8 protein-coding genes are annotated in these 18,450 nt (G+C 45.5%); all 8 read left to right on the forward strand.

Features of this window, described 5'->3' with window-relative positions:
• The first annotated feature begins 175 nt into the window (after positions 1 to 175).
• The 8 genes from ACFODX_RS08220 (at position 176) to ACFODX_RS08255 (ending at position 18,271) form a co-directional block, all read left to right on the forward strand.
• Positions 176 to 3,502: a TonB-dependent receptor gene (locus tag ACFODX_RS08220; RefSeq protein ID WP_378117920.1), complete on the forward strand. Its 3,327-nt coding sequence runs from the start codon at positions 176 to 178 to the stop codon at positions 3,500 to 3,502.
• Between the two features lie 57 nt (positions 3,503 to 3,559).
• A complete protein-coding gene (locus ACFODX_RS08225) occupies positions 3,560 to 5,077 on the forward strand; it encodes a tryptophan halogenase family protein (protein ID WP_378117922.1) in 1,518 nt (505 codons plus the stop codon).
• Between the two features lie 12 nt (positions 5,078 to 5,089).
• Positions 5,090 to 6,547: a tryptophan 7-halogenase gene (locus ACFODX_RS08230; protein ID WP_378117924.1), complete on the forward strand. Its 1,458-nt coding sequence runs from the start codon at positions 5,090 to 5,092 to the stop codon at positions 6,545 to 6,547.
• Between the two features lie 33 nt (positions 6,548 to 6,580).
• Positions 6,581 to 8,605: a glycoside hydrolase family 97 protein gene (locus ACFODX_RS08235; RefSeq protein WP_378117926.1), complete on the forward strand. Its 2,025-nt coding sequence runs from the start codon at positions 6,581 to 6,583 to the stop codon at positions 8,603 to 8,605.
• A 327-nt stretch (positions 8,606 to 8,932) separates the two neighbouring features.
• Positions 8,933 to 10,066, forward strand: a complete 1,134-nt coding sequence (locus tag ACFODX_RS08240) for a helix-turn-helix domain-containing protein (RefSeq protein ID WP_378117928.1) — start codon at positions 8,933 to 8,935, stop codon at positions 10,064 to 10,066.
• Between the two features lie 333 nt (positions 10,067 to 10,399).
• On the forward strand, positions 10,400 to 11,935 hold the full coding sequence (locus ACFODX_RS08245; RefSeq protein ID WP_378117931.1) for an alpha-L-fucosidase: 1,536 nt from the start codon (positions 10,400 to 10,402) through the stop codon (positions 11,933 to 11,935).
• A 347-nt stretch (positions 11,936 to 12,282) separates the two neighbouring features.
• Positions 12,283 to 15,744, forward strand: a complete 3,462-nt coding sequence (locus ACFODX_RS08250; RefSeq protein ID WP_378117933.1) for a non-reducing end alpha-L-arabinofuranosidase family hydrolase — start codon at positions 12,283 to 12,285, stop codon at positions 15,742 to 15,744.
• A 40-nt stretch (positions 15,745 to 15,784) separates the two neighbouring features.
• On the forward strand, positions 15,785 to 18,271 hold the full coding sequence (locus ACFODX_RS08255; RefSeq protein WP_378117935.1) for a WD40/YVTN/BNR-like repeat-containing protein: 2,487 nt from the start codon (positions 15,785 to 15,787) through the stop codon (positions 18,269 to 18,271).
• Positions 18,272 to 18,450 lie beyond the last annotated feature (179 nt).

Below are 18,450 nucleotides of genomic sequence, written 5' to 3' on the forward strand. Positions count from 1 at the left end.
ATGGCAGATATCAAAAACGCCTAATTGTGTAGAAGGGCAAAAGAAGTTTTAGGCGCCCTTCGGTTTCCCGTACATGGCAAAACCCCACCCTGAGAGAGCAAATCTTACGTGAGGTATGGCCCTGGACTTGGAGAGCTACAAAACCATATAAACATAAATTAGGTGGTATTTAGAGATGTCGAATAACAATAGTTATAACTATGGTCGGTTTAAGAAAACACTACTTGCAGCAAGTATTATGGCGATTGGATCTGCGGCTTATGCGGCGGAGGAATCCAAAACTACAGGTGCCAAAGAGGATGATATTGAGGAGATAGTCGTTTCTGGCATCCGTCGAAATATTGAATCTGCCCAAGAATTAAAGAGAAACGCCGATACGGTTATTGATTCAATCACGGCCGATGAATTGGGCGATTTCCCGGATAAATCGGTTGCCGAGGCATTGATGCGTGTGCCCGGTGTAATGATTGAGCGCTTTGCTACCCGCACGGACACTGCCAGGTTTACTGCGGAGCCATCGGGTGTAGTTATTCGCGGCCTTCCATTTGTTCGCAGTGAATTTAATGGCCGCGATAGCTTCAGTGCCACATCGAGCCGGGGTTTAAGCTGGGGGGATGTGTCTCCTGAGTTAATGGGTGGTGTAGATATTTACAAAAACCAAACGGCTGAATTGATTGAGGGGGGGATTTCCGGACTGATTAACTTGAGGACTCGTCTCCCCTTCGATAAAGACGAATCTGTAAACGTTGTTACTGTAGCGGGCAATTACAGTGACCTTTCACAATCCAGTACGCCAGAAATTTCAGGTATTCATACCAGCCGTTACGATACAGATGTTGGCGAGTTTGGCGTGATGGTTAACCTCGCTTATTCAGATGTAGATGCCACATCTCAAGGTGCAAGAACTGGGCGCATCGATCGGTTCCGTAATGTTTATGCCGATGATGCCTTGCACTATATCCCGCAGTCCGTCACTTTCTCGGACAACAAATACAGCCGCGAGCGCGCTGGTGGCTCTTTTGCATTGCAATGGAAAGACAACGAAGAACGTTACCTCGCAACACTGCAATACAATCGTTCTCAGTACAAGAGCAGGGGTGAGGGCAAAGGAATTGGGGCAGGCTGGGGGAGCTTGGGCGGTGGTGATAGTTTGTTCTTGGAAGTTACAGAAGGCGGTACAGGTTCAGGCGCTATTATTCGTCCTGCTCCCGGCACTGATGCCTTTGCGTTTTCAGAGGACGGTTTATTCGCTCACGGCACCATCACACAAGATCATGGCTGGTGGGGTGCCAATAATGAACAATCAAAACTTTATGCAACCAACTCGAATGGTCAAGCATTAGTTGAGACATGCGCAAGTCTTGATTCTTGGGCTGGCTGTGATAATGGCCCTACGCTGACCCCTTACAGGGGAACTGGTATTAGTACCAGTGCTGATGTTGACGACGGCACCAGCATGACAGAAGACCTTAGCTTGAACTTCAAGTGGAATATAACCGACAGATTCCGCGCAAACTTCGACGTTCAGCGAATAAATTCCGAATATGACGAACGCCGCTTAAACGCAACCTTTGGTTCTTTTGCAAATCCAGAAGTCGATCTGCGTGGCGATTTGGCTAAAGTGATTCTACATGCCCCCCATAACATCAATCTTCTGGATGCAGGCAAGGGCATATATTCCAATCCCAATAGTTATCACTGGAATAACTCTTATGAATCCCTGGCCGACAATAAGGGTGAAGAATTTGCCACAAAAGTTGATTTGATTTATGACCTGGATTCGGGTTTTGTTCAACGCGTAAAAGCAGGTGTGCGCTACGCTGATCGCGATCAAAATGTAAATGAAGCAGGACACTGGCAAGCGATTGCTACGTCGTGGAACCAAAATGCCAAGTGGTTCAATCTTGATAGTCCAGCTCATACCGGAACAATAACAGTAGACGATGTGCCAACGCCTTATGAATTTAATGGATACGCGCAAGATTCGTGGGTACTGGAAACCTGGAAGTCTAATTACGGCAGCATTAGCATTGGTGAAGGCGAAAATATGGGGGATGTCAGGAACCAGTTTCTTTTCCCCAACACCAAAACCATGCGCGATTGGAGATACACCAACAGCGCTATGGCTACCGGTCAGCCGCAGAACGGTTACTACCCCATTTGTTCTAATTTAGGTGGCCGCGCCAATGAAGTTGCAGGAACTTGTTTCCGCCCTAATGAAATGTTGGAAGTGTCAGAGGAAACACAAGCATTTTATGTGCAGCTCGATTTTGGCGGAGAAGATCTCACATTATTTGATCGCCCGGTCACTGGTAACTTGGGTGTTCGTTATATTAAAACTGATATTGCGAGCACAGGTGGTGAACAGTTTCCAGAATTCAATTTAGTGGATAGGCCCTGTGCTGAATCTCAAGGGCCGACTCCCGAAGCGCCAAAACCTCCCGTACCTAAAACAGTGACTTGTTATCTCAGTGCAGATGACATTGCATTTATGAACAACGGTGGCAATTTGGGTACATCAGAGGCAACCCATCACAATGTGTTACCTAGTCTGAACATCAAATATGATGTGACCGACAAGTTTGTAACTCGCTTTGCTCTTTCAAGAGCAATGTCCAGACCGGACATTGGTAGCTTGCGAAACTATATCCAAGTGAGTAGCAATTTGCCGAGTGTAGATGATGCAAATGGATCTCTTTGGGTTAAAGACTCTAGCGGTGAAATTGTAGGTGCCAATGTCGCCTACACGGCTACTTCATCCAACCCGTTTTTGAAACCCATTGTTGCTGATCAGGTAGATATCAGTTTTGAATATTATACCGGCCCAAATAGTGCATCTCTGGCTGTGTATAAAAAATCGTTTGACGACTACATTCAAACCGGGACTTATTTCCGTCCAAAAACTAATAACGGCGTTACTCGCGACGTGATTGTGACAGGCCCTATTAATGGTGATGGAGCAGAACTCCAAGGTTTTGAAGTGCAAGGAACCCATTTGTTCAGTTACTTGCCGGGCTTTTGGAGTGGGCTTGGTGTTCAGGCGAACTATACCTATGTAGAAAATAAAGGCATAGATAACACAGGTGTTAGTAGTGGTTCGGCTAACGGTGTCATTACCGGATCTGCAGCTGCAGCAGATCGTGTTCAGGTGGGCAGCTTGGAGGGTATGTCTAAGGACGCTTATAACCTGAGTGCATTTTATGAACGCAATAATTTTTCGGCGCGTTTAGCATACAGCTGGCGTGCGGAATATCTGTTGACTGTTCAGGATTGCTGTGTGGGAACACCTATCTGGCAGGGTGACTATGGCCAGTTAGATGCATCATTGCGTTATCGCATTAACGATATGATTGAGCTGAGCTTGTCGGGCAGTAATTTAACAAATCAAAAAGCTGAACTCTTCCATCAAATTGATAACAGCGATGACGGTGGAAAGCGTTTGAGATATTCAATCAATCAAAGCGATACTCGCTATACCTTAGGTCTTCGGATGCAGTTCTAAGTAAATTCTTAAAAGGGCTGCTGCTTTGACGGCAGCCCTATTTTTTTGGAGTTTGCGATGCAGCAACCTTTTAGAATAATTATTGCGGGTGGTGGAACGGCAGGCTGGATGACAGCTGCGGCAATTTCATCCCTGTATAAAGATCGATCTTGTTTTCAGATTACTCTGATTGAATCGGAAGAAATTGGAAGTGTAGGTGTCGGTGAGGCTACCTTACCCTCCATTAAAAGTTTCAATGATCAACTAGGTATCAACGAAGCTGAAATGATGAGACGAACCCAAGGCACTTTTAAGCTTGGAATCCAGTTTACGAATTGGGGGAAGCGAGGCGCCAGTTACATCCATCCTTTTGGTGTATACGGAAGTTTGCAAAATTCGTCTGATTTTTACCAATACTGGACTCAGCTCTCCTCAAAAAAAGCACAAGCAGATATTTCAAAGTATTCTTTTGCGGTGCAAATGGCTGAACGGAATTTATTCAAATTTCCCACTAAAAACCCTGAGAATATTGAAAGTACGGCTTCTTATGCTTACCACTTTGATGCTGCCTTGTATGCGGCTTATCTGCGTGAGCTAAGTGAAACCGCTGGTGTAGTGCGAATCAATGGCGTGATTGAAGCAGTTAATAATGATTTTGATAGCGGAAATATTACCTCTCTTCTTCTTCGTAGCGGCCAGCAGTTAGAGGGCGACTTTTTTATTGATTGCTCGGGATTTCGTTCATTATTGCTACATAAAACGCTCAAGGCAGAATTTGAAGATTGGTCAAATTGGCTGCTGTGTGATAGGGCTGTTGCGCTGCAGTCGGAGCAGCCGTATGAGATACCACCCTATACCAGGTCTATTGCAAAAGAGGCTGGTTGGCAATGGCGTATTCCTTTGCAGCGTAGAGCAGGCAATGGTTATGTCTACTGCAGTCATATGATTAGTGATGAACAGGCCCATGAATCCTTGCAGAGTGAGCTGCCTGGAAAAGCGCTAACAGAGCCTAGATTTATTAAATTCAAAGCCGGTAGATACAAAAAATCCTGGCAAAAAAATTGTGTTGCAATTGGTTTGTCTAGTGGGTTCCTGGAACCATTGGAGTCCACCAGCATCTATTTAATTCATATTGGTATTGTTTGTTTGCTTCGTCTTTTTCCTATACCTCAGTCAGGTCAAAAAGATTATTCCAATCTTTCTGATGAATATAATCGACTTATTGACAATGAATATGAGCGAATCCGTGATTTTCTTATACTTCACTATCACTTGAATGATCGTACCGATTCAGAGTTATGGCGCCACTGTCGCTCAATGAAGGTTCCTGAAAGTCTCACTAAAAAAATTGATTTATTTACTCGGCGCGGTTATTCGGAAAGCTTTAAATATGGGTTATTCAGTACACCAAGCTGGCTTGCTGTTTTTAATGGCCAGGGGTTGTCGCAAAAAGGAGTTGATCCCTTTGTGTCTGCCCTTCCACTTGAATATCTTGAATCAACATTAGCTGAAGTAAGTAGCTTGATTGAGCAAGGACTTGTGGGTGCATCTACTCATAGGCAATTTGTAGCGCAATATTGTGGTATTCAAATCTAGCGAGTAATTAGCATGACTAGTCAAATAAAGAAAATTGCAATTGTTGGGAGGGATTTGGATGCATGGATAACAGCTTTTTTCCTGAAAACAGTATTGGATAAGTCAAGAAACACTTACGAAATTACCTTGATAGATTTGGGTACGACGTTAACAGTACATGACATTTTTGCTGTACTCCCAAGCTACAAGATGCTGCACAAAACCTTGGGTGCAAACGAGGAAAAGCTGCGAAAAACAGCAAAAGCAACGATCTTTTTTGGTCAACGCTTTAGCGGATGGAGTACTAAAAGATCTGATTTTTTTCATGCTTATGATCGTCACGGGATTAATTTTAACGGTATCGACTTCTTTCAGTATTGGTTGAAGGCTGTCGCTAATGGATTAAAAGTGCCACTAGAAGATTTTTCGCTGGGAGTGGCCGCTGCCAAACACCGTCGTTTTGTTACTTTTACTGATGAGAATGACTTCTCTCACGCAGCTTATGGTTATCACTTAAGCGCAAAAGAGTATGTTGATGCGATTGTGCGTGCTGCGCTTGATGCGGGAGTGAAGCGAGAGGTCGGAGAAGTTAAAGAAATATCAATGGAAAATGAAACGATTAAATTCTTGCAACTGGCGAATGGAAAAACGATTGAGGCTGATTTTTATATAGACGCATCCGGTTCTGACGCTGTACTGATAAGTGCGCTGGTATCTGATAACTTTCAAAGCTGGGAACACTGGTTTCCTTGTGATCGAATGGTTACCACATCGGTTCCGCCATTGCACCCCATTCCGGCGTTCAGTCAGATTGCGGCATTTTCGAGTGGATGGTGCGGTCTTTATCCTTTGCAAAATAGAACAGCTGTTCAGGCGCTCTACTCGTCGCACAATGCAAGTTTTTCTGACGTTGTCTGTGAGTTAAAAAGTCATTTGGGTATAGAGTTCGATGAAGTCGCCGAACGTAACATAAAATGCGGCATATTAAAGCGCCCATGGGTTGGTAACTGTCTGTCCTTGGGCTCAACGGCAGCGACCCTGGAGCCCTTGGAAGCATTGCAGCAACATTCACTAGTTGTCAGCATGGTGATGTTACGACAGTTATTTCCCAATGGGGGGGAGTATGAAAATGAAAGGGAAATATATAACGATAAAATGCACTCTTTTTTAAATAACTTAAGAGATTTTCAGCTTTCCCACTATGCGTTAAATTCCAGAGATGACCCTTTTTGGCGGGGTTGCAGAAATGCCGTATTGCCTGAGGGATTAACGAAAAAAATAAAACTGTATAAAGAGCGCGGTTATATCTCAATTCGAGAGGATGAAACATTTCAAGAGGAGAACTGGGTCAGTATTTTTAATGGTCATGGATTAACCCCTGAGTGTTATAGTCCTTTGGTGGATAACATGAATGAAGAAGAAATGATAAAAAACTTTCAAAGTATACTGAGAATGATTAAAGAACGAATTCATTCATCACCATTACTTTAAAATTTAAATTTCCTTTCAAGTGAGACGATTTTGATGTTGAAAAAATATTTATTCTTGGTCGCATCGGTTATTCCGATGATAGCTTTTGCCGATACCTACAATCTGAACTCTCCCAATGGCCGACTTGCTGTTTCGCTGCAGAATAGCGATAAGGGTTTAAGTTACAGCATTAACCTTGATAATAAACCTATTCTCGCTGAATCAGCGCTTGGGTTAGTTATTGATGATGTTCCCATTGGCGACAACAAAATGAATTTCCTGGGAGAAACACGAAGCGAAGTAAGGGATTCTTTTGAGTTATTTGCCGGGCGCACAAAAAATAATAAAGATTTCTATAATACCGGTTTGTTTCAGTTTTCTGCCGCAAGCGAAACGCAACATAAATTAAATGTGGCAATCAGGGTTTATGACGAAGGTGTTGCCATTCGGTACATATTGCCTAACCAGCCGAGTTTGAAAAACTTCACCATCCAAAACGAATTGACTCGTTTTTCATTTGCTAAAGATTACACCTGCTATGGCTTAAATCTGGGTAAATTTGCCAATAGCCACGAAGGCGAATTCGATCCCATAAAGTCATCATTAATTCGTGAACACAACCTTTACGATAATCCGTTGGTATGCAAAACCGGAATAGGGCAAGGTGTTTTTGCGCTGGCGGAATCTGATGTTCGCGATTATCCCGGCAGTTGGTTTATGGGGCGCGGCGATGGCGGTTGGGGCGTTGATATCAAACTGACGCCGCGTTTCGATGCGCGCCCGGACGGTCTTGAAAAAGCAGCCGTGCGCGCAACTATGTCGGCTGCCGGTGTGCAGTCGCCTTGGCGAGTAATAATGCTGGGCGATACCCCCGGCAGTTTGACGGAATCGTCTTTAATTGCTGCACTCGGTGCGCCTTCTGAAGTTAAAGACACCAGTTGGATCAAGCCAGGTAAGGTGGCCTGGGATTGGTGGAACGATAATCAGGTGGTGTTGGAAAATACCAAGGTCAAACCGGGCATGAATACCGAGACTTATAAAGCCTATATCGATTTTGCAGCAACGCTTGGGCTTGAATATATTCTTATCGATTCCGGTTGGCACGAAGGTGCCGCTTGGACCAATTCCCCCGGTGCAAATTTGGTTAAACCTATTCCCGCGATGGATATGCCGGAGATTTTCCGTTACGCCAAAAGTAAAAATGTCGGTGTGTGGCTGTGGGTTCAATGGCAACAGCTTGATTGGCAAATGGAAGAGGCACTGAGCACTTACAACAAGTGGGGTGTTAAAGGTATTAAGGTTGATTTCATGGATCGCTCCGATCAGGAAATGGTTGCCTATTACCACAAGCTGCTGCAAATGACGGCCAAATATAAAATCATGGTCAATCTGCACGGCGCCTATCCACCTAATGGGTTGGTGAGAACCTATCCGCATTTTCTAACCCAGGAAGGTGTAATGGGAGCGGAATACAACAAATGGAGTGCGCGTGTCACGGCGACACATAACGTTACACTTCCGTTCACCCGGATGATTCTTGGCCCAATTGATTACACGCCGGGCGGTTTCCGCCACACCACGCCGGAGGCGTTTCCACAACTTCGTCGCAATACCTTGCCCTACGTAAAAACAACCCGTGGACATGGCTTGGCAATGTTTGTGGTGTATGATAGCCCCTTACAAATGCTGGCTGATTCCCCGATTACTTACAGCAAAACGGACGGTAAATGGCCGCAACCCGAAAGCGAATGGGCCGATGGACTGACGTTTATAAAAGATGTGCCGGTCACTTGGGATGAAACCAAAATTATTCAAGGTGACATTGGCGAGTACATTGTTTCTGCCCGTCGTAAAGGAAATGATTGGTACATAGGAGCCATGACCAATGAAACCGCGCGCAAGCTGAAGGTGCCACTGAATTTCCTGGGCGAGGGGCGCTATTCGGCAGTCATTTGGGAGGATGGAAAATCACCTTCGGCGGTTGTTAAAAAAGAGTTCAGTTCCCGCACGCAAAAACACAGCCTCACATTGTCCCTGGCTCCTTCAGGAGGTGCGGTAGTTCAATTAAAAAGGCAGTAGTGCCTTTCACCCAGCCACAGTTGTCACCTTAGGTGACGGCTGTGGCTTGTCTTGGAAAAAATTGGCGTCTCTTTATTCCCAACCTATAATTAGCTCAATCCAATGTGGGCTATGCGTGTCATTCGCGTTGAGGTGGGTTGGGTTTAGAACGGTATAGATTAGTATATTTTTCTATATGACATTTTGGCTTAAAACTAAATTCATATAAGATAAAATATATTCTTTGTCTGAATACCATCCCCCCCGGCTCTTCATCTATGAATAATTTTAATAAAAAAGCAGACGGTGCTTGTACTCTGTTTGGTAAGCTTCTCGCAGAGGTGAAACGTGGCAAGCAATAAATGGTTCCAATCAAAAATTTTATCGTTTTATGTTGTGCTGTTATCAATCAGCGTGATTGGTTTTTTTATTTGTTCAAAATATTCTCATTCAACGGTAGCAATTTTTCCGGAAAAAGATTCCCCTTATGAATGGTCATTAACGTCATGGAATGATGAGCATTCAATAATCTCTCATGAAAAAAATAGCTCTTCGATGATTGCAAAATTCACCCTGTCAAAAAAGTCCCAATGGTTTGGGGCGGGAATCTCTATCAATTTCGACCAAAATTCCGGACGCGTCATAGATCTATCTGAATTCACCACGGCGAGAGTGCTATTAAAGTGTTCTCCAGCGAATACCTTGTATTTTGGTATGTCGATGCACGACGAGAAAGTTACTGAAAAGGGAGTTCCACTTACCTACAGGAATGCAGGGGCGCATATAAATTGTGACAGCGAATGGAATGAGGTAGAGGTTAAGCTGAATTCTCTGGAAGTGCCTGTCTGGTGGTTGCATAGATTTGGTTTTAAAGCATCTGAGAAGGCCTACAATTTAGCCAAGGTGATCAGAATCTACCTTGAGGCATCCTATGAAAGCCCTGTGGATATCGAATCCAAACTCTATGTTTCGCGTATAGCGTTTACGGGTAGAAAAGAAGGGGTATTACTTAATTTCACCTTGATTATGCTGTCAGTATGGGTCGTCAGTGCCGCCTGGATTATTAAATCGCATTTAAAAACCAAACCGTTGGAACAGGATGTCACGCCGCCGCTGCAATATGAGCCACTTGATTTTAATCCGGCAAGAGAAAGGGATAAGCAGGCGATCTTTGAATATATCGCCAAAAATTTTGCTAACCCGGAGATCGATATTGAAGCGGTAACCAAGGCCGCCGGTGTCAGCCGCACCAAGGTGAATGATATTTTGAAGGCGGAATTTGGCACCACTTTTACTAACCACATTAACAAACTGCGGTTAATCGAAGCCTCGCGATTATTAGCTGAAAAACCCGACGCTCATATCACCGAGATTGCATATCTGGTAGGGTTTAAAAACATCTCTTATTTTAACAAGCTATTTAAAGAACAGTTTGGCTCAACCCCCAAAGAAGTCAGAGGCAAGGCCTCAAGAAACACTTAGCTGCGTTGTTTTTTCCGCTTTATGTAATAGCCCCTGCAAAAAAAATGGCAATGCCTATCGGCCGTTTTGTTAACCTGAATTTACGGGTTAATTGACGGCATTGCGTTGCTTTTATCTACTCGGCTAACGCTATTTTTTTTGAATAAGATTATTCATTTTTCCAGTAACAATAGATTCAATAAAAATAACACAATCCGTTTTTTTGAAAAAATCCGTGCTTTTTTCGCTTAAATATCAAGGTTGACTGCAGTAGAGTCGCTGGTTGATTCAGTCATTACATCATTTTTTTCTGACAACAGTGACTCCTATTAGCCTTTGTAGCCAGGGTTTTCTATGAAGAATAAATTTATTAGCACATTGACACTCGTCTCCACTGTTCTGTGTACATCATTGTGTGCATCGCTATATGCATCAGCGACTTTTGCTAATAACCATGCGCCCTCTACCACAGTGCCTTTTACCTCTGAAACCCTGGAGAAATACGCGGCACCGGATTGGTTTAAAGACGCCAAATTAGGTATTTGGTCGCACTGGGGGCCGCAGGCAGTTCCCCGGATTGGCGATTGGTATGCACGTTTTATGTATGTGCCTGGCACACCTCAGTACGAACATCACGTTAAGCATTATGGTCATCCGTCCAAAGTGGGTTACAAAGATATAATTCCACTTTGGAAAGCAGAAAAATTTGAGCCAGATGCGTTGATGAAGCTTTATAAGGAGGCAGGTGCAAAATATTTTGTGAGCATGGCAGTGCATCACGACAATTTTGATTTATGGAATTCCAAACACCACAAGTGGAATGCTGTGAACATGGGCCCCAAAAGGGACATAGTGGGCGACTGGAAAAAAGCGGCGCAAAAACAAGGCTTGCGTTTTGGTGTTTCAGAGCACTTGGGTGCCAGTTACAGTTGGTTCGCGCCAAGCCACGGTTATGATCAATTCTGGCCCTTGAATGGTGTTGGTTATGATGGTGAAAATCCAGAATATGCCGATTTGTATCACACCGGTAAAGACAAGCCTTATCGCGATGCCAGAACCTGGTATACCGATAATCCTGAATCACAAAAGAACTGGTTATTAAGGGTTACTGATCTTATTGATCAATATAATCCAGATCTGCTCTATACCGATGGGGGAATTCCTTTCGGCGAAGTAGGGCGCTCATTAGTCGCTGATTATTACAATAAAAATATCAAAAACAACGGTGGCCGTTTGGAGGCCGTTTATAACCATAAAAATATCGGCTCGGGTGAATTCATTTTAAAAGCGGGCGTTCAAGACATAGAGCGCGGTGTAATGGAAGGAATTAGTCCTTACCCCTGGCAGACAGATACATCCAATGGTGATTGGTTCTATAACGATAACTATGGCTACAAAAGCAGTGGTCAGGTTATTCACATGCTGACTGATATTGTCAGTAAAAATGGCAACCTATTGCTCAATATCGTGCAGTACCCGGATGGAAGCCTGCCGCCGGAATCTAAACGTTTGCTAAAAGAAATGGCAGCCTGGATTAAAGTGAATGGTGAGGCGATTTATGCAACCCGCCCCTGGAAAATATTCGGCGAAGGGCCAACCGCTGCCGCTGCCGGGCATTTTAAAGAAGAGGACAATTACACTGCCCAGGACATTCGTTTTACCACCAAAAATGATGTGCTTTACGCAACCACGCTTGCAGAACCCGCCGGGCAAATAAAAGTTCTCTCCCTTGGGAAAAACAGCAAACTGCTGGATAAGAAAATTAAAGATGTCCGTTTGCTTGGCTACAGTAAAAAACTTGAATGGCGTCAGGAAGCAGATCATTTATTGGTGGTACTTCCTGAAAAAATGCCTACGCCTTTTGGTTCGAGCTTAAAAATTAGCTTTTAGTTAAACCTGAATTTTAAGAATAACCTTATGTTTGACCGTTTGGGCCTGCCAGAACCTTTGGTGGGCCCTTTTTTTAGTAACAACTTTTATAAAAATTCTAATAATAATTTTTAGTTGTAGTTATTTTGGCTAGTTTTTAATTCTGTTTTTTGTCCCTGCGGTAGGATCCACCTGTCGTTTATTGTGTAAGCGACTGGATCGATTTTCTCCCTTTTGCACGGAAGCCTTTTTTCAGGTGTAGTTTGGTTAGCTATGAGGCATTAGCTCGCTGAACTACGCCTGCTTTTTATCATGGTTTTCGGTAATCCCACTATCGGTTTGCGTTACTCAATCCAAGGTTGCACATAATGAAAATGCTACAGCGAATAATTATTTCACTATCAGTATTTGCCATCTTTACCTTTTTTACCCACAGCCACGCCCAAAACTATCAATGGGATGCCGTTGCCATGGGCGGTGGTGGTTTTGTGAATGCCGTTATCCCCAGTAAAACAGAGCAGGGTTTGTTTTATGCGCGTACCGATGTGGGCGGCGCCTACCGTTGGGATAAAAACCAATCGCGGTGGATAGCCTTAACCGATTGGGTTTCGCAGGATCAAGTTGGCTACCTGGGTGTGGAGTCCCTTGCGCTTGATCCCAAGGACTCGGCAAAGGTGTATATGCTTGTTGGTATTTCTTATTTTAATAATGGAAGATCTGCGATTCTGAAATCCGATGATTATGGTAATACATTCAAAGTTGTAGATATTTCCAATCAATTCAAAGCCCACGGTAATGGCATGGGCAGGCAAACTGGTGAAAAACTCGTTGTCGATCCTATTAATAGCAATGTTTTATACACTGGTACACGTTGGAACGGTTTATTTAAATCGACTAACGGGGGCGATAGCTGGACTCGTTTAAGCAGCTTGAATGTTACGACCACGCCCAACGAAAATGGAATCAGTTTTGTTGCGCTTGACCCTTCCAGTGAACAAGCCGGCGCTGCAAAAAATATATTTGTAGGTGTTTCCCGTTTTCCATCGGTTGGCGCCAATTTTTATCGCTCCAGTGATGCCGGCCAAACCTTTACCGCCATTAGTGGTGGCCCTGCAGATTTAATGCCTATGCGCGCTATATTTGATGCGCGCGGCGATTTGTTAATTACCTATGCCAACGGTGCTGGCCCCCATGGACACAATTCCCAACCCGAACCCATGGATAAGGGACAGGTCTGGAAATACTCGCCGGCTACCAACAGCTGGAGCAATATTACTCCCGCCAATTTTTCGCGCGCGTTTAGTGGAATTTCTGTAGATCCAAATGATGCAGACCACATCATCGTATCCAGCTGCAACACCTACATGTATCAATATGACTTTAATGGTCAATCTGCCTGGGGTGATCAAATATTTTCGACGCGCGATGGCGGTAAAAACTGGACGAATTTAATTGCCAAGGGTTTGTCACTCGATACCCAAGGAATTGATTGGATCTCGGGTCACTCTATTCATTGGGCGGGTTCGTTGGAGTTTGATCCCTTCGATACAAAAAATATTTACGTCACCTCTGGCAATGGCATTTTTAAAACACAGGATACAGATGCGTCTCCAATAGTCTGGTCTTTCTGGGTGAAAGGCATTGAAGAAACGGTACCGCTGGGTTTAGTAAGTATTCCGAATGGCCCGGCCGTTTCTGTTATTGGCGATTACGACGGTTTTGTGCATACCGATGTCACCCAATTCGCTCCCGGCCATAAACCGCGCATGGGAACTTCAACCAGTATTACTGTTGCGTCCAATGATCCGCGTTTGATGGTGCGGGTGGGTAATTCGCTTTACTACTCAACAGATACAGCAGCGACCTGGAGCCAGCTCAACTTTTCAAATGGTGTTCGCGGTCACGCTGCACTCAATGCCGATGGTACTACGCTGGTTTACAGCCCCGATTCCACCACGGATAACAAAGACATAGTAACGAGTTATTACACAAAAAATTGGGGCCAAACCTGGAATGTTGTGCAGGGCTTGTCCATGTCTGATGCCAGGGTTATTGCAGATACCGTTAACAGTCAAAAAATGTATGCACTCAACGGCAATAAAATGTTGGTGAGTCTTGATGCGGGCGCATCCTTTCAACAAATGGGAAGCCTGCCTTCGTCAAACGGTTCAAAAGTTATTCGCGCGGTGCCGGGCATTGAGGGTGGCCTGTGGGTAGCCTTAGGTAATAATGGTTTGGCCAAGTCTTCTGATTCCGGTGCAAACTTCACTCTTGTTAACGGCGTTACGGCAGCGCAGGCGGTAGGTTTTGGAAAGGCCGCTGCAGGCGCAAATTTCCCCACCATTTTTATTTGGGGAACTATCAATAATGTTACCGGTATATTCCGCTCTACAGACAGCGGCTCCAGTTGGGAAAGAATTAATGATTCTGCGCACCAATTTGGCGGCCCTGGTAATGGCAATTTTATTCTGGGCGATATGAACACCTTTGGCACTGTGTACATGAGTACTGCGGGTAGGGGAATTATTTATGGAAAATTATCAGCCGATGGTTCCAGTGATAATTCCAGTATTTCATCGTCAACAAGTAACACAAGTTCATCGTCCAGTTCTCTGGTAACCAGTTCGTCCAGCGCAATGGATTCAAGCGCATCCAGCTCAAGTGCTGTGGTGAGTTCGTCGATTTCTTCTGCCAACACAAGCTCGGCGCCTGCTACTAATTCCGGTTCTGGCGGCGGTTCGCTGGGCGGGTATTTTTTATTGTTACTGGTAGGTTTGGCTTTATTAAACGGATGCGGAGACAAAGGTGGTGCCAGCTCTACGGGAGCTTCAAGTTCCAGTTCAAATGCTGCGGTGATGAGCAGTGTATCGACTAGCGCGGCAAATATTTCTTCTGCCTCAGCATCCAGCCAGCCGTTGGCGGCAAACTGCGATTTTCCCCGCGAATTTTCCTGGGATTCATCCGGGCCATTGATTGTTCCTCAGTCGGCTGATCATGCTTCCATCAAAGATCCAACGATTGTTTTTTACAACAACAAATACCATGTCTTTGCCACCGTATGGGACAGCAATCGCAAAGGCTGGGGTTCGGTATATTTGAACTTTAATGATTTCTCCAGCGCCGGTTCTGCGACCCAAATATCAATGGAGAATAAACCGACAGGCAGCGCAGTCGCGCCACAAGTTTTCTTTTTTCGCCCACACAATAAGTGGTATCTCATTTATCAGTGGGGGGCAAAATATTCCACTAATACCGACATCAGTAATCCAGACACTTGGACAAGGCCACAGCCACTGTTGGCTAACGGCTTGAATATTGGCCTTGATTATTGGGTTATTTGTGATGATGCCAACTGCCATTTATTTTTCTCCGGTGACGATGGCAATCTCTATCGCTCAAAAACACCTATCGATAATTTTCCTAATTTCTCTGGGTATGAAATTGTGATGTCGGACGAAGTGGGAAAATTATTTGAAGCGAGCAACGTGTACAAAGTAGAGGGCAAAGACTTGTATTTGCTGTTAGTGGAAGCCTATGGCCCACGCTACTTTAGATCCTGGACTGCAACCAGTTTGGATGGTCCATGGACTCCTTTGGCAGATAGCCAATCATCACCTTTTGCAGGCGAAGCTAACGTGAGTTTTGCGGGGGAAAAGTGGACCCGTGATATCAGCCACGGCGAAATGATTCGTTCCGGTTACGATGAAACACTCACCATTAACCCCTGCAATATGCAATTTCTTTATCAAGGTGTAGACCCAGCCTCAACCGCGACTTACACAGATTTGCCGTACCGCTTGGGCCTAATCAAACAAACCAGTGACCGCTAAGCAAGCCCGGTGCGGTCTAACCAATAATTACAGGTGTTTTATGAGTCGATCAAAACTAGGCATGTATCTATGCTTGGCAATCTCTGGTGGAATGCTAATCAGTTGTGGCGGTGGTTCTTCTGGCTCATCACCTTCCGGTTCTGCTCCATCCAGCCTTTCGCCATCCAGTTTTTCACTGTCTAGCGTCTCGGTATCCAGTGCGCTGCTTTCAAGCAGCAGTTCGATGATTAGTTCGGACGTAGTTTCTTCCTCAATCTCCAGCAGCTCAATTTCAAGCACTTCCGAATCCAGTCATTCAAGTGTTGCCTCTGCTTCGCTGCCTACTGCCTGGACCAATGTGAAATACGGTGGCGGTGGTTATGTACCCGGTTTGGTATTCCACCCAACCACACCTGACCTGCTTTATTCCCGTACCGATATTGGCGGCTCCTATCGCTGGAATGCATCGGCCAATACCTGGGTGCCACTGACCGATGGTTTTGGAATAAGGGATTCTTCCCATCAAGGTGCTGAAAGTATTGCGCTCGACCCAACCGATGACCAACGTGTGTACATGAGTACCGGTGTCACTGTGAGCTTGTCTGACCTTGGGCGTTTGTATATCTCTACAGATCGTGGCGACAACTGGCAGTACGTCACTTTGCCGTTCCCCGTCGGTTCCAACAATCGGGGTCGTGCGATTGGCGAGCGCCTGATGGTTGACCCGAATAACCCGTCCATTTTGTTCTATGGTTCACGCACTGCCGGTTTGTGGAAGAGCACTGACCGCGGCCAAAACTGGCAGCAGGTGCAGTCTTTAGCCGCGTTGGTTATGAATCAATCCCAGATTGACAACAATCCGGGTGGCACTCCAATTGGTGTGCAACAAATCATTTTTGATACATCCACCAGTGGCAGCGGCAGTGCCACCCAAACCGTTTATACCGCTATTGCGCCGGATTATGTCGCCGCCGCTGGTCTGAGCCATAGCGTGTACAAGTCAACCAACGGCGGGGCAAGCTGGACTGGCGTCAATACGCCACTGCAGGGGTATCACATACCGCATTGGGTACGTGCGCAAGATGGAATCATGTACGTCGCCTTTACCCAGGGAGCAGGCCCCGGCGCCGAGGGTTCAGCGTCGCTTTACAAGTTTGATGGCACTGACTGGACGCTGCTCAAACGCTATGAAAAGACTGAGTGGACCAGCTTTGGTATGGGTGGTGTTGCGGTTTATGGCGCGGGTTCATCCACCCGTATCGTGCTGGGCATTACCAACTCCTGGGGTGATTGGGAGGGTAAACCCACCGTACAAATCTCTGATGATGCGGGCCTTAACTGGCGCGAAATAGGCTCATCGGCTCCGCGCATTCCGGCAAACCGGGACTTCACCGGCTGGCTGGATGACATAGAGATTAACCCGTCCAATCCTGAGCATGTTTTGGTGGTACACGGTGGAGGTATATGGGAAACCAAAAATGCCTCTGCCACCAAACCCACCTGGAATGAAATGGTGAACGGTATTGAAGAGACAGCAACACTATCACTCATGACGCCACCACCAGGCGCCTCCTACAGTTTGTTAAATAGCTCCGGCGATATTGGCGTGCATGTGCACACAGATTTGTTGGCAACACCAACACGCAATACCGGTCATGTGTTTGCCAACGGCATCAGTACCGATATGGCATGGGAGAATCCCTCCTACATTGTTGCCATCGGTAGTGCACATTGGGGCGGCGAAAACAAAGGCGCGCTTTACTCCACAGACTCAGGCGCAAGCTGGACTGCGTTTGCCACACTTCACCCGGCAGGCCTTACCAACCAGAGCGATTCATCAAGCCTGGCGGTATTAAAAACCAATCATGTGATTTGGGCGCCCAACAATGCTGTGCCTGCCTACACCACCAATAACGGTGCCAGTTGGACTTACTCCAACCTGCCAGCCCTGCCGGACGGTTGGGGGCGCGCTTACCGTTTGGCGGCAGATCGCAAAAATGCCAATAAGGTGTATGCCTACGATTCCGGTGGCGGCTGGTGGGTGACTCAACCCGGCCCAAGGTTCTTCACCTCAACCGATGGTGGTAGCACCTTTACTGCCAGCACCCAGTTTTCCAGCCTTCAACCTCGTTCCGAGTTCTTTGGCACTGCGTCCATGGCGGTGAACCCTTACAGCGAAGGTCATATTTGGTTGGTGGATGGCCACAGTATTTACCGTTCATTCGATTCGGGTGCTAGCTGGACCAAATTAACGGCGGCTGCTTCCGTCTGGGGAGCAAATACCAATATCCCTGAAGTTTATGGTGCAACCTCAATCGCCCTTGGTAAAGCACCCGCCGGGTCAAGTTACTCGGCCTGGGTTTACGTTATAGGTGTGATTGATGGCGTATGGGGAATGTACCGCTCGGAAGATGGCGGCAATAGCTGGAAGCGGATCAACGATGATAAGCATCAGTTTGCCGGTATGGGTAAATTGGCAGCAGATCATAATGTCGTTGGGCGAGTATTTTTCAGTGGTAATGGTCGCGGCATTTTTTTCACGCATTAATTAATTATTTGACCGGTGTTCGCCCTTAGTGTGGACACCGGTCGATACATTTTAATAATGCATTGCTTTAAAAAAATTGCTTCGGAAAAAATCTCAATCAATTTTTAGCGCTTTGCAAAATAAGAAAAACAATAAATTTTATTGTTATAAATAAATGATGGTAATTATTTTTAATTTAT

This window comes from Cellvibrio fontiphilus, assembly GCF_042646205.1.
Taxonomy (GTDB): domain Bacteria; phylum Pseudomonadota; class Gammaproteobacteria; order Pseudomonadales; family Cellvibrionaceae; genus Cellvibrio; species Cellvibrio fontiphilus_A.

What these genes read in the sequence shown, in the direction of transcription:
- ACFODX_RS08230 (WP_378117924.1), top strand. Translation starts at nt 5,090, where the DNA reads ATGACTAGTCAAATAAAGAAAATTGCAATTGTTGGGAGGGATTTGGAT.
- ACFODX_RS08255 (WP_378117935.1), top strand. Translation starts at nt 15,785, where the DNA reads ATGAGTCGATCAAAACTAGGCATGTATCTATGCTTGGCAATCTCTGGT.
- ACFODX_RS08235 (WP_378117926.1), top strand. Translation starts at nt 6,581, where the DNA reads ATGTTGAAAAAATATTTATTCTTGGTCGCATCGGTTATTCCGATGATA.
- ACFODX_RS08250 (WP_378117933.1), top strand. Translation starts at nt 12,283, where the DNA reads ATGAAAATGCTACAGCGAATAATTATTTCACTATCAGTATTTGCCATC.
- ACFODX_RS08245 (WP_378117931.1), top strand. Translation starts at nt 10,400, where the DNA reads ATGAAGAATAAATTTATTAGCACATTGACACTCGTCTCCACTGTTCTG.
- ACFODX_RS08225 (WP_378117922.1), top strand. Translation starts at nt 3,560, where the DNA reads ATGCAGCAACCTTTTAGAATAATTATTGCGGGTGGTGGAACGGCAGGC.
- ACFODX_RS08220 (WP_378117920.1), top strand. Translation starts at nt 176, where the DNA reads ATGTCGAATAACAATAGTTATAACTATGGTCGGTTTAAGAAAACACTA.